At 71.5% G+C, this 12,474-nt stretch carries 11 protein-coding genes; 8 read left to right on the plus strand and 3 right to left on the minus strand.

The genetic code is table 11. The features are described from left to right. Positions 1 to 115 precede the first annotated feature (115 nt). The 6 genes from mutA to AB0I94_RS31685 all read left to right on the plus strand — a co-directional run bounded on the left by mutA (position 116) and on the right by AB0I94_RS31685 (position 8,246). The gene (gene mutA, locus AB0I94_RS31660; protein WP_363313141.1) at positions 116 to 1,975 is read left to right on the plus strand and encodes a methylmalonyl-CoA mutase small subunit; all 1,860 of its coding nucleotides are present in this window, start codon (positions 116 to 118) and stop codon (positions 1,973 to 1,975) included. Further along, positions 1,975 to 4,176 carry a methylmalonyl-CoA mutase gene (gene scpA / locus AB0I94_RS31665; protein WP_363313142.1) on the plus strand — a complete coding sequence of 734 codons (2,202 nt, stop codon included), beginning with the start codon at positions 1,975 to 1,977 and terminating at the stop codon, positions 4,174 to 4,176. The genes mutA and scpA overlap by 1 nt, the downstream gene beginning before the upstream one ends. 2 nt (positions 4,177 to 4,178) lie before the next feature. After that, positions 4,179 to 5,183 carry a methylmalonyl Co-A mutase-associated GTPase MeaB gene (gene meaB / locus AB0I94_RS31670; protein WP_363313143.1) on the plus strand — a complete coding sequence of 335 codons (1,005 nt, stop codon included), beginning with the start codon at positions 4,179 to 4,181 and terminating at the stop codon, positions 5,181 to 5,183. A gap of 86 nt (positions 5,184 to 5,269) precedes the next feature. After that, positions 5,270 to 6,511, plus strand: coding sequence for an alpha/beta hydrolase (locus AB0I94_RS31675; RefSeq protein WP_363313144.1), 1,242 nt, complete (start codon positions 5,270 to 5,272; stop codon positions 6,509 to 6,511). A 119-nt stretch (positions 6,512 to 6,630) separates the two neighbouring features. Next, positions 6,631 to 7,704 (plus strand): enoyl-CoA hydratase/isomerase family protein, encoded by a 1,074-nt coding sequence (locus AB0I94_RS31680; protein WP_363313145.1) that lies wholly within the window; start codon positions 6,631 to 6,633, stop codon positions 7,702 to 7,704. After that, the gene (locus tag AB0I94_RS31685) at positions 7,701 to 8,246 is read left to right on the plus strand and encodes a GNAT family N-acetyltransferase (RefSeq protein WP_363313146.1); all 546 of its coding nucleotides are present in this window, start codon (positions 7,701 to 7,703) and stop codon (positions 8,244 to 8,246) included. The genes AB0I94_RS31680 and AB0I94_RS31685 overlap by 4 nt, the downstream gene beginning before the upstream one ends. Here the strand turns inward: AB0I94_RS31685 and AB0I94_RS31690 are convergent. From AB0I94_RS31690 to AB0I94_RS31700, 3 genes are all read right to left on the minus strand, one after another. Then, a complete protein-coding gene (locus AB0I94_RS31690) occupies positions 8,224 to 8,718 on the minus strand; it encodes a hypothetical protein (protein ID WP_363313147.1) in 495 nt (164 codons plus the stop codon). The two genes, AB0I94_RS31685 and AB0I94_RS31690, sit on opposite strands and share 23 nt — an antisense overlap. 75 nt (positions 8,719 to 8,793) lie before the next feature. After that, the gene (locus AB0I94_RS31695) at positions 8,794 to 9,531 is read right to left on the minus strand and encodes an ABC transporter permease (protein ID WP_363313148.1); all 738 of its coding nucleotides are present in this window, start codon (positions 9,529 to 9,531) and stop codon (positions 8,794 to 8,796) included. A gap of 2 nt (positions 9,532 to 9,533) precedes the next feature. After that, positions 9,534 to 10,466 carry an ATP-binding cassette domain-containing protein gene (locus tag AB0I94_RS31700; protein WP_363313149.1) on the minus strand — a complete coding sequence of 311 codons (933 nt, stop codon included), beginning with the start codon at positions 10,464 to 10,466 and terminating at the stop codon, positions 9,534 to 9,536. Positions 10,467 to 10,574: 108 nt separating this feature from the next. Between AB0I94_RS31700 and AB0I94_RS31705 the strand changes: the two genes are divergently transcribed. Together AB0I94_RS31705 and AB0I94_RS31710 are read left to right on the plus strand one after the other, a co-directional pair. Further along, positions 10,575 to 11,789 (plus strand): histidine kinase, encoded by a 1,215-nt coding sequence (locus tag AB0I94_RS31705; RefSeq protein WP_363313150.1) that lies wholly within the window; start codon positions 10,575 to 10,577, stop codon positions 11,787 to 11,789. Positions 11,790 to 11,803: 14 nt separating this feature from the next. Continuing rightward, positions 11,804 to 12,466 carry a response regulator transcription factor gene (locus AB0I94_RS31710; protein WP_363313151.1) on the plus strand — a complete coding sequence of 221 codons (663 nt, stop codon included), beginning with the start codon at positions 11,804 to 11,806 and terminating at the stop codon, positions 12,464 to 12,466. The last annotated feature ends 8 nt before the right edge of the window (positions 12,467 to 12,474 follow it).

Raw genomic sequence — 12,474 nt, forward strand, 5'->3', positions numbered from 1 at the left:
AGGGCCGCCCCGCCGTAGCCGTCCGCTCGTTTGAGATCAAGAGCGTTCGGAAGAGGTCAAGGTCACAGCCCTGTACGGCACCGAGTGCCAGGGGTTCCGCCCTAGCATCATGCCCATGACGGTCCTGCCTGACGACGGGCTTTCCCTGGCCGCCGAGTTCCCTGATGCGACCCATGAGCAGTGGCAGCGCCTGGTGGAAGGCGTGCTGCGCAAATCGGGTAAGGACGTATCGGGGCCGGCCGCGGAGGAAGCGCTGTCCACCGCACTCGAGGACGGGCTCAGCACCCGCCCCCTGTACACCGCCCGAGACGCCGCGCCCGACGCCGGCTATCCGGGTTTCGCCCCCTTTGTCAGGGGTGGTACCGCCGCGGGCAGTGCCGCGGGCGGCTGGGACGTACGGCAGCGGCACGTGGCCACGGACCCCGCGGGCTCGAACGAGACCGTGCTCGCGGACCTGGAGAACGGCGTCACCTCGCTGTGGCTCGGCATCGGCCCCGGCGCACTGCCGGTGTCCGGCATCGCGCGCGCCCTGGACGGCGTCTATCTCGACCTCGCGCCCGTCGCCCTGGACGCGGGCGCCGCATACGAACCCGCCGCGCGCGAGTTGTTCCGTCTCTACGAGGAGCGGGGCGTCCCGAAGGACGCGGCGCGCGGCACCCTCGGCGCGGACCCCCTCGGCCACGAGGCCCGCACCGGCGAGCGGCTCGACCCGGCCGCCGCGACCGAACTGGCCCGGCTGTGCGGGCAGGAGTACCCGAATCTCCGCGCGCTGACGGTCGACGCCCTGCCGTACCACGAGGCGGGCGGCTCGGCCGGGCAGGAGCTCGGCGTCTCCCTCGCCACGGCGGTCGCCTACCTGCGCGAGCTGACCGAGGCGGGGCTCTCGGTCGAGGCGGCCTGCGCCCAGCTGGAGTTCCGTTACGCGGCCACCGCCGACCAGTTCCTGACCATCGCCAAGCTGCGGGCGGCCCGGCGGCTCTGGGCCCGCGTGGCGGAGGTCTGCGGCGCCCCGGACGCGGGGGCGCAGCGCCAGCACGCCGTGACGTCACCGGTGATGATGTCGCGCCGCGACCCCTGGGTGAACATGCTGCGCACGACGGTGGCCTGCCTCGGCGCGGGTGTCGGCGGCGCCGACTCCGTCACCGTGCTGCCCTTCGACCATTCGCTCGGCCTGCCGGACGCGTTCGCGCGCCGCATCGCCCGCAACACCTCGACGATCCTCCTGGAGGAGTCGCACCTCGCCCGCGTCATCGACCCGGCGGGCGGTTCCTGGTACGTGGAGCGGCTCACGGACGAACTGGCCCACGCGGGCTGGGAGTTCTTCCAGGAGATCGAGCGCGCGGGCGGCCAGGCCGCGGCCCTGCGCTCCGGTCTGATCGGTGAACGTCTCGCCGCCACCTGGGCGAAGCGCAGTGAGAAGCTGGCCAAGCGGCGTGAACCCATCACCGGTGTCAGCGAGTTCCCGAACCTGACGGAGCGTCCGGTCGAGCGCGAGGTCTCTCCCGCCGAGGCGTCGGGCGGCCTGCCGCGCATCCGCCGCGACGAGGCGTACGAGGTCCTGCGTTCGCGGTCGGACGCCCACCTCGCCTCCACGGGCGCCCGCCCCCGGGTGTTCATCGCCGCGCTCGGCCCCGCCGCCGCGCACACCGCGCGTGCCTCCTTCGCGTCGAACCTGTTCCAGGCGGGCGGCATCGAGGCCGTGCACGACCCGGTGACGGTGGACGCGACGACGGCCGCCGAGGCGTTCAAGGCCAGCGGTGCCACGGTGGCGTGCCTCTGCTCCAGCGACGCGCTGTACGAGGAGCAGGCCGAAGCGGTCGCCGACGCGCTGAAATCGGCGGGCGCGCGGCGGGTGTTCCTCGCCGGGCGCCCCGCCGAGGCCACCGAGTGCACAGCCGTGGACGCGTACGTCTTCGCGGGCTGCGACGCGGTGTCCGTACTCTCCTCCACCCTCGACCACATGGGAGTGGCGTAATGGCGATCCCCGACTTCTCCGGCGTCGGCCTGGCGTCCGACGCCACCGCCGACGTCTCGAAGGACCAGTGGCGCAGCGCCGTCAAGGAGTCCACCGGCAAGGCCGACGACGATCTCCTGTGGGAGACGCCCGAAGGCATCGCGGTCAAGCCCCTCTACACGGGCGCCGACCTCGAAGGCCTCGACTTCCTGGAGACGTACCCCGGTGTCGCGCCGTATCTGCGCGGCCCCTACCCGACGATGTACGTCAACCAGCCCTGGACGATCCGGCAGTACGCCGGGTTCTCCACCGCCGAGGAGTCCAACGCCTTCTACCGCCGCAACCTCGCGGCCGGTCAGAAGGGCCTCTCGGTCGCGTTCGACCTGCCGACCCACCGCGGGTACGACAGTGACCACCCGCGCGTCACCGGTGACGTCGGCATGGCGGGCGTCGCCATCGACTCGATCTACGACATGCGTCAGCTCTTCGACGGCATCCCGCTGGACAAGATGACGGTGTCGATGACGATGAACGGCGCCGTGCTCCCCGTACTCGCGCTGTACATCGTGGCCGCCGAGGAGCAGGGCGTGCCGCCCGAGAAGCTGGCCGGGACCATTCAGAACGACATCCTCAAAGAGTTCATGGTCCGCAACACCTACATCTATCCGCCCAAGCCCTCGATGCGGATCATCTCCGACATCTTCGCGTACACCTCGCAGAAGATGCCGCGCTACAACTCCATCTCGATCTCCGGCTACCACATCCAAGAGGCGGGCGCGACAGCCGACCTGGAGCTGGCGTACACGCTCGCCGACGGTGTGGAGTACCTGCGGGCCGGTCAGGAAGCCGGCCTGGACGTGGACGCGTTCGCGCCGCGGCTCTCCTTCTTCTGGGCGATCGGCATGAACTTCTTCATGGAGGTGGCCAAGCTCCGTGCGGCGCGCCTCCTTTGGGCGAAGCTGGTCAAGCAGTTCGACCCGAAGAACCCCAAGTCGCTGTCCCTGCGCACCCATTCGCAGACTTCGGGCTGGTCGCTCACCGCGCAGGACGTGTTCAACAACGTCACGCGGACGTGCGTAGAAGCGATGGCGGCGACGCAGGGCCACACCCAGTCGCTGCACACGAACGCCCTCGACGAGGCGCTCGCCCTGCCGACCGACTTCTCCGCGCGCATCGCCCGCAACACCCAGCTGCTCATCCAGCAGGAGTCGGGCACGACGCGGACGATCGACCCGTGGGGCGGCAGCGCGTACGTCGAGAAGCTGACGCACGACCTGGCCCGGCGCGCCTGGCAGCACATCGAGGAGGTCGAGGCGGCGGGCGGCATGGCGCAGGCCATCGACGCGGGCATCCCGAAGCTGCGCGTCGAGGAGGCCGCGGCGCGTACGCAGGCGCGGATCGACTCGGGGCGCCAGCCCGTCATCGGCGTCAACAAGTACCGCGTGGAGACCGACGAGCGGATCGACGTCCGAGCGGTCGACAACTCCTCCGTACGCAACCAGCAGATCGCCAAGCTGAAGCGGCTGCGCGAGGAGCGCGACGAGGCGGCCTGTCAGGACGCGCTGCGGGCGCTGACGGCGGCGGCCGAGCGGGACCCGGGCCCGGGTCTGGAGGGCAACCTCCTGGCGCTCGCGGTGGACGCGGCGCGCGCGAAAGCCACTGTGGGCGAGATCTCGGACGCCCTGGAAGCCTCGTACGGGCGGCACGCGGGGCAGATCCGTACGATCTCCGGTGTGTACCGCACCGAAGCAGGCTCGTCCCCGTCCGTGGAACGCACCCGCACGCTCGTCGAGTCGTTCGAGGAGGCCGAGGGGCGCCGTCCGCGCATCCTGGTCGCCAAGATGGGCCAGGACGGCCACGACCGCGGCCAGAAGGTCATCGCCACGGCCTTCGCCGACCTCGGATTCGACGTGGACGTCGGCCCGCTCTTCCAGACCCCGGCGGAGGTCGCACGCCAGGCCGTCGAGGCGGACGTGCACATCGTGGGTGTCTCATCGCTGGCCGCCGGGCACCTGACCCTCGTGCCGGCGCTGCGTGCGGAGCTCGCCGCCGAGGGCCGCGAGGACATCATGATCGTGGTGGGAGGTGTGATCCCGCCGCAGGACGTGCCGACGCTCCTGGAGATGGGCGCCGCTGCCGTCTTCCCGCCCGGCACGGTCATCCCGGACGCCGCGTTCGACCTGGTGAAGCGGCTGGCGGCCGACCTCGGCCACGAGCTGTGAGCATGGCGGCGCCGCGGATCGACATCGACGCGTACGTCAAGGGTGTACTCGACGGAAAGCGGGCGCAGATCGCGCGCGCCATCACGCTCGTCGAGTCGACCAGGCCGCAACACCGCGCCCAGGCCCAGGAGTTGCTGACCCAGCTGCTTCCGCACAGCGGCCGGGCGCGACGGATCGGCATCAGCGGCGTGCCAGGCGTCGGCAAGTCGACGTTCATCGACGCGCTCGGCACGATGCTGACCGGGCTCGGGCACCGGGTCGCGGTCCTCGCCGTCGACCCGTCCTCGACACGGACGGGAGGTTCGATCCTCGGCGACAAGACAAGGATGGAACGCCTCGCGGTCGACCCGGCGGCGTTCGTGCGCCCCTCGCCCACCGCCGGGACGCTCGGCGGGGTCGCCAAGGCGACGCGCGAGTCGATCGTGGTGATGGAGGCGGCGGGTTACGACGTGGTGCTCGTGGAGACGGTGGGCGTGGGCCAGTCGGAGACGGCGGTCGCGAACATGGTCGACTCGTTCCTGCTGCTCAGCCTGGCCCGCACCGGCGACCAGCTCCAGGGCATCAAGAAGGGCGTCCTGGAACTGGCGGACGTTCTCGCCATCAACAAGGCGGACGGCCCGCACGAACGCGACGCGCGCTCGGCGGCGCGTGAACTCGCGGGCGCCCTGCGCCTGATGCACCCGGCTGACGCGGCGTGGACTCCGCCCGTTCTCAGCTGTAGCGCCCGGGAATCCAGTGGCCTGGACGAGGTCTGGGACCGCCTGGAACAGCACCGGACGCTCCTCGACTCCACGGGCCGCCTCGCCGCGAAACGACGCGACCAGCAGGTCGACTGGACGTGGACGATGGTGCGGGACGAGCTGCTGGACCGGCTGCGGGGGCACGGGGCCGTACGGGATCTGGCCCCTGGCCTCGAACAGCGGGTGCGGGAGGGCACGTTGACGGCCACGTCGGCGGCCGAGCGGATTCTGGAGGCGTTTCAGGCAAACGGTGGCAGTGCGGAGTGAGCCCCCGAACTCCCTTACGAAAGTAGGGGGTCGCTCCACACCTTCGTCGCTGCCGGAGGCTCTCCGCGGTTCGTAGTCTCCCTTGCATGATCCGAATCCGCGCACAGCGCAACGCCGTCACCGCTCTGTTGACCCTCTCCCTTCTCACCCCCGCCGTCGCGGCCTGCGCCGAGGAGGGCGGTGCGACGTCGGTGGGACGCGCTTCTTCGTCGGCGACAAAAGCACCGCTCTCCCTGCCACGCCCTTCCGGGCCCTACGGGATCGGGCGGGACACCCTCCACCTCGTGGACGACGAGCGCCGCGACCCGTGGGTGCCCTCAGCGGGGTCCCGGGAGCTGATGGTGTCCGTCTTCTACCCGGCCCCGCGGGGCACGGCTGACGGTGACCGCGCTCCGTACCTGGCGACCAAAGAGGCCGAACTGCTCCTGAAGGGGCAGAACCTGGACAAGGTGTACCAGGCCGAGCAGCTGACCTCCGTCCGCACGAACGCCCACTCCACCGCCCGCCCCGCCAAGGGCAAGCACCCGCTGGTCGTCCTCTCCCCGGGCTTCACGCTGCATCGCGCCACCCTCACCGCACTCGCGGAGACACTGGCGTCCCACGGCTACCTGGTCGCTCTCGTCGACCACGCGTACGAGTCCTTCGGAACCGCGTTCCCGGGCCGGGAGGGATCCTCTCGTATACGCACCTGTGTCGCCTGCGAGAAGGTCGAGGAGGCGCCGGGCGGTGACGCCGGGGAGAAGAAGATGCTGGCCAAGGCGGCGCGGAACCGGGCAGCGGACATCTCCTTCGTCATCGACGAGTTGACCGAAAGGGCCCGGCCCGGTGACAGGCGGCGCCATGACTACGCGGCGCTCATCGACACCCGGCGGATCGGGGCAGCCGGTCACTCCCTCGGCGGCAACGCCGCGGCCGTGGCCACCGGCACGGACCACCGCGTCCGCGCCGCGGCCAACCTCGACGGCTCGTTCTTCGCCCCGGTCCCCTCGGCCGGCACCGACCGCCCCGTCCTCATGCTCGGCACCCGCAAGGACCACAACCCCTCGGCCGAAGACGCCACTTGGCCGCGGCAGTGGGACCGCCTGCACGGCTGGAAGCGCTGGCTCACCGTCGCGGACTCCGGGCACCTCACCTTCACCGACCTGCCGATACTCGGCGGTCAGCTCAACATGACCGACCCGTCGGCCCCGCTCTCCGGCGAACGCTCCGGACAGATCACCACGGCCTACGTCACGGCCTTCTTCGACAAGCACCTCGACAACCAGCGCCGCCCGTTGCTGGACGGCCCCTCGAAAGCCAACCCGGAGGTCGCCTTCCACTCGCCCTGACGCAATCAGGAGACCCCCGCCGCCACCCGCCGGACCCACGACGTAGATTCGATCTGTGCGGGCGCAGCCCTCACGTGTCGCCGAGCGCATCACCCGTCGTCGAAGGAGCCACCCGCCCCATGACCACCGCTGACTCCGACGAAGCTCCCGTCCTCCTGCGCACCCACGGCCACGCGGGCCACCTCGTACTCAACCGCCCCCGTGCCATCAACGCCCTCAACCACACCATGGTCCGCCTGATGGACGACGCCCTGAAGGAGTGGGGGCGGGACGACGACATCGCCACCGTCGTCCTCACCGGCGCAGGTGAACGCGGGCTGTGCGCCGGGGGCGACATCCGGTCCATCCATGACGACATCCGCGCGGGCGGCGGCGCCGCGTCCGTGGCCTTCTGGCGTGACGAATACCGGCTCAACGCCCGCATCGCCCGCTTCCCGAAGCCGTACGTCGCCGTCATGGACGGCATCGTGATGGGCGGTGGGGTCGGCCTCTCCGCGCACGGCAGCGTGCGGATCGTCACGGAGCGCTCCCGGATCGCCATGCCGGAGACGGGGATCGGCTTCGTGCCGGACGTCGGCGGTACGTATCTCCTGACGCGGACGCCCGGCGAGCTCGGCACCCACCTCGCGCTGACCGGCTCGGCGGTGGGTGCGGGCGACGCGCTCCTGTGCGGCCTCGCCGACCATTACGTACCGTCGGAACGCCTGCCGGAGTTCACCGCCGCGCTGGCCGGCGCCGACGCGGGCGAGGTGGTCGCGGAGTACGCCGCCGCCGCGCCCGAGGGGGAACTCGCCGCCCACCGCGAGTGGATCGACGCCTGCTACCGCGCCGACTCCGTGGAGGAGATCGTGGACCGGCTCTACCACTCCGGCGACCCGGCGGCCAAGGAGACGGCCGAGACCATTCTCGGCAAGTCACCGACCTCCCTGAAGGTCACCCTCGCCGCCCTGCGCCGGGCCCGCGACCTCGCATCGCTCGAGCAGGTGCTCGATCAGGAGTACCGTGTGTCGGCCACCGCGATCACCGCCCCGGACATGGTCGAGGGCATCCGCGCCCAGGTCGTCGACAAGGACCGCCATCCGCACTGGTCTCCCGCCGAACTCACGCACGTGACCGACGCGCAGGTGGCCCGGCACTTCGCCCGGCGCGACGGCGACGAGCTCGGCCTCGCCACCGGGACGGACCCGCGGTGACCCTGCTCGAGACGCCCCGCCTCGTGCTGCGGCGCTGGCGCGAGGCGGACGTCACCCCGATGACCGCCATCCACTCCGACCCCGAGGTGATGCGCTGGATTCGCGACGGCTCCGTCCACGAAGCGGAGGAATGGACCCGGTCCACCCTGGCGAGGTGGGAGCGCGGCTGGGAGACCGAGGGCTTCGGTCTCTTCGCCGTGGAGGTCCGCGCCACGGGTGAACTCGCCGGATTCACCGGTCTTTCCGTGCCGCACTACCTCCCCGAGGTGCTGCCCGCCGTGGAGGTCGGCTGGCGCCTGGGACGCTCCTTCTGGGGGCGGGGCCTTGCCACCGAGGCGGCGCGGGCCGTCCTCGATTTCGGCTTCACCGACCGCGGTCTGGAGCGGATCGTCAGCATCGCCCAGGTGGGCAACGAGGCCTCGGAGCGGATCATGAACAAGCTCGGCATGCATGTGGAGCGGCGCGTCTTCGACCCCTCCTGCGGCCGCGCCCTGCGCGTCCACGCCCTCGACGCGCCCGCTACGGCGGATCGATCTCCGTGACGACGGCGAGGAGCTGGAACGGCAGCTCCTTGTCCCACTGGGAGACGCCGAGGGCGATCCACCGCCCGTCCACCTGCCACAGATGGAGGTCAGGCACCGAGGAGCTCAGCGAGCCCCACGGCTCCGGTATGTCCTCGCCCGAGTCGTCGTCACCGTCACCGTCACCAAAACCGCCGTCGCCGTCACCAAAATCGTCGCCCTGCGCCCGTTCGAAGAGGCTCGCCAGGCTGAATATCTGGGGCGCCCCCCAGCGCTCGGCGAGCAGGACGCTCAGGCCGTCGCGCTCGGCGTCGTACTGATCCGCTGTCGCCTCCCACTGCGTGCCGTCGTCCTCCCAGAAATCGCCACTCGTCAGTAACTCGGCGATGTGATAGCCCGGACCGCCGACGCCGGACGGCGACCTGCCGTGCTCAGCGGGGAAGTCCCGTGGGCGCAGCAGGTCGATCGCGGCGAGATGCTCTGCGGTACTCATGACATCCAGTAAAGCGGCCGCCACTGACAACTGGCCGACCGTCAGGCCGCCGGCGTCACCATCCGGACACCTGCCTCACGCGTCGCGCCTGCGCACCGCCCACCAGCCCGCGAGCAGTGCGGCGGCCGCCCACGCCGCGGTGACGGCAAGTCCCGCCCAAGGACCCAGAGTTCCGGACGGGTTCTCGTGGAGCACCTGCTGCCCCGCCCGGTCCGGCAGGAACTCCGCGACGCCGCTCGCCACGTCCCCGACCACGAAGGACACGATCAGCGTGAACGGAATGAGGATGCTCAGTACGGCGACCCCACTGCGCAGCAGCGTGGTCAGGCCCGCGGCGAGCAGCGCCATGAGCGCGAGGTAGACGCCTCCGCCGACGCAGGCCCGGACGGCACCCGCGTGGCCGAGGCCGATGGCGTACTCCCCCAGAAAGGCCTGACCGGACAGGAAGCCCACGAAGCTGGTGAGGATCCCCACGCCGAGGGCCAGGGCGCCCACCACCGCGGCCTTGGCCCCGTAGAAGAGCCCTCTGCGGGGCACCGCGGAGAGGGAGATCCGCAGCGCGCCGTTCAGGTACTCGGAGGACATCGCTGTCGTACCGAAGCTGATGGCGGCGATCTGGCCGAAGTTGAGTGCGTAGAAGGCGCTGAAGAGCGGCTCGTAACCGGCGTTGTCCGCTTCCGCCGTGCCGACCGCCGCGAACGCGAGCACGGTGATGGCGACGGTGGCCACGAAGACGGCGATGAGCGAACCGAGGCTGGCACGCACCGACTTGATTTTGATCCACTCCGAGCGGAGCACGGCAGACGTCGACATGGTCAGACCTCCTGGCGGGGCGTCGGGGTGGCGGCGGCGAACTCGGTCTCGCCGGCTGTGAGGGCGAGGTAGGCCTGCTCCAAGGAGGCCCGCTCGTCGGAGAGTTCGAGTAAAGGAATGCCATGACCGGCGGCGACGGCCCCGATCTCCTCGGCCTGCGCGCCGTCCACCGTCCAGCGGCCGTCGTCCCCCGCCGCCATCGCGTACCCCTTGTCCCTCAGGAGGCCCCGCAGACGGTCGCTCTCCGGAGTGCGCAGCCGTACCCGCGGGCTGCTGTGCGCCGCGATGAAGTCCGCCATCGAGGTGTCCGCGAGCAGCTTGCCCCGGCCGAGGACCACCAGGTGGTCGGCGAACGTGGCGGTCTCGTTCATGAGGTGGCTGGAGACGAGGACCGTCCGGCCCTCGCGGGCGAGGCGCCGCAGCAGCTCGCGGATCCAGATGATGCCTTCGGGGTCGAGGCCGTTGGACGGCTCGTCGAGCATGACGACGCGCGGGTCGCCGAGCAGCGCGGCCGCGATGCCCAGGCGCTGGCGCATGCCGAGGGAGAACGTCTTGATCCGGCGCCCCGCCACGGAGGCGAGCCCCGCCTCTTCGAGGACGTCGTCCACGCGGCTCGCGGGGATGCGGTTGCTGGCGGCGAGGGCGAGGAGGTGGTTGCGCGCGCTGCGCGATCCGTGCGCGGCCTGGGCGTCGAGCAGGGCCCCCACGTGGTGCAGGGGTTCGTCGATGGCCGCATAGGGGCGGCCACCCACTGTCGCCGTGCCCGAAGTGGGCCGGTCCAGGCCGAGGACGAGCCGCATGGTGGTGGACTTGCCGGCGCCGTTGGGGCCGAGGAACCCGGTGACCTTCCCCGGGCGGACGGTGAAGGTCAGTCCGTCCACCGCGCGGGTGGTGCCGTACTCCTTGGTGAGGTCTTGGACGTCGATGCTGGTCATGGCCCCAGACTGGCGGTCGGCAGGGTGGTTGGGCTTCCCCCGCCCGGGGAGTCCGTCTCCCCCTCGCGGGGGAGCCGTGCGGCGGCGGTGGGCTGGCACGATGACGTGATGCCCCGCTTCCTCAGGCCGCTCGTTCGCGCGGTGACCTATACGCGCTGGCTGCACCTGCTCATAGGCGCGGCTGTCCCCTTGATGGTCGCGTTCATCCATCCCGGGGTCAGCGAGCCCTCGCCCGCCGACTGGGTGCTGATCGCGGTCCAGCCGGTTCCGCTGGTCGCGGCGTTCGCCGTCCTGCCGTCGATCCGCCGGGCGGAGGGGCTGCAGGCCCGGCTGATGCTGTTTCCGGGGCAGCACGCGCGCGTGCCCGGTGCTGACGAGGACCCCGGTGTCTCCGTCGCTCCCTCCGCGTCCTGGCGGGACCGGGGCAGGACGGCGGTCTGGCTCGTGCTGCGTCTTGAGGCCGGGGCCGTGGCGGCGTTCTGCACGGTGCAGTTGCTGGGGACCATGCTGGCCCTGTTGGGATCGGTGACGGAGCCCAATGAGGATCCCGGTGTGCTCCTCCCCGTTCCCGCCCCGAGTTGGACCAACGCGCTGCTCGCGCCGCTTCCGCTGCTGCTCCTCCTCGCACTGGCCGTGGTGGCCGGCCGGCTGATGGCGACGGCAGCCCGGCGGCTGCTCGGCCCCTCCCCCACGGAGCGCCTCGCCGCCCTGGAGGAGCGCACCGAGCAACTCCTCGAACGCAATCGCATCGCCCGCGAACTGCACGACTCCATCGGGCACGCGCTGACCGTCGCGGTCGTTCAGGCGGGCGCCGCTCGGGCTGCGGCCGACCCGGCGTTCACCGACCGGGCGCTCGGCGCGATCGAGGAGACGGGCCGGGCGGCCCTGGAGGACCTGGAGCGCGTCCTGCGCGTGCTCCGGGAGGACGGGCAGCCGGCGAGCCGGCGCCCCACGCTCGCCGACGCCGGCCAACTCCTCGACTCCGCGCGCGCTTCGGGAGCGAAGGTCGACACCGAGGTGACGGGCCCCTTGGAGCAGCTGCCGGGGCCGGTCTCCCGCGAGGCCTACCGCATGCTTCAGGAGGCCCTCACGAACGTGCTGCGCCACTCCGGGCCCGTCCCGGTACAGGTGCGGCTCACGGTCGGCGAGAAGGCCCTGGAGCTCGACGTACGCAACGGGCTGCCCACGGGAGGCGAGGTCACCGGGCGTGGCGGCAGCGGGCTGCGCGGCATCCGGGAGCGGGCCACGCTGCTCGGCGGCCGGGCCACCACGGGTCCGCGTGAGGGCGAGTGGCAGGTGCACGTCGAGTTGCCCCTGGGGTGATCTACGCTGGCCGGATGCCGGTCACCGTCCTCCTCGTCGACGACGAACCCCTCGTACGTGCGGGTCTGCGCGCCGTCCTGGAGGCGCAGCCCGACATCGAGGTGGTCGGCGAGGCCGCCGACGGCGCCGCGGTGATTCCGCTCGTGCGTCAACTGCGGCCCGACGTGGTCGCCATGGACGTCCGCATGCCGCTCATGGACGGCATCGAGGCCACCCGCGCGGTCCTGCGCACGGTGCAGGACCCGCCGAAGATCCTCGTCGTGACGACCTTCGAGAACGACGAGTACGTGTACGAGGCGCTGCGCGCGGGCGCCGACGGATTTCTCCTGAAGCGGGCCCGTCCCACAGAGATCGTGAACGCCGTCCGGCTGGTCGCGGAGGGCGAGTCGCTGCTGTTCCCCGCTGCGGTGCGGCAGCTGGCGGGCGCGTACGGACAGCGGCCCGGCAACGCGGCGGCCAGGGCCACCCTGGACCGGGCCGCGCTCACCGAACGCGAGGCGGACGTGCTGCGCCTCATGACGCGCGGCCTGTCGAACGCGGAGATCGCGAGGGAGCTGATCGTCGGCGCCGAGACGGTCAAGTCGCATGTGAGTGCCGTTCTGTCGAAGCTGGGGGCCCGCGACCGGACACAGGCGGTCATCACCGCGTACGAATCCGGTTTCGTGGCGCCGGGGTGAGGGCGACG

Source organism: Streptomyces sp. NPDC050147, assembly GCF_040660195.1.
Lineage (GTDB): Bacteria > Actinomycetota > Actinomycetes > Streptomycetales > Streptomycetaceae > Streptomyces.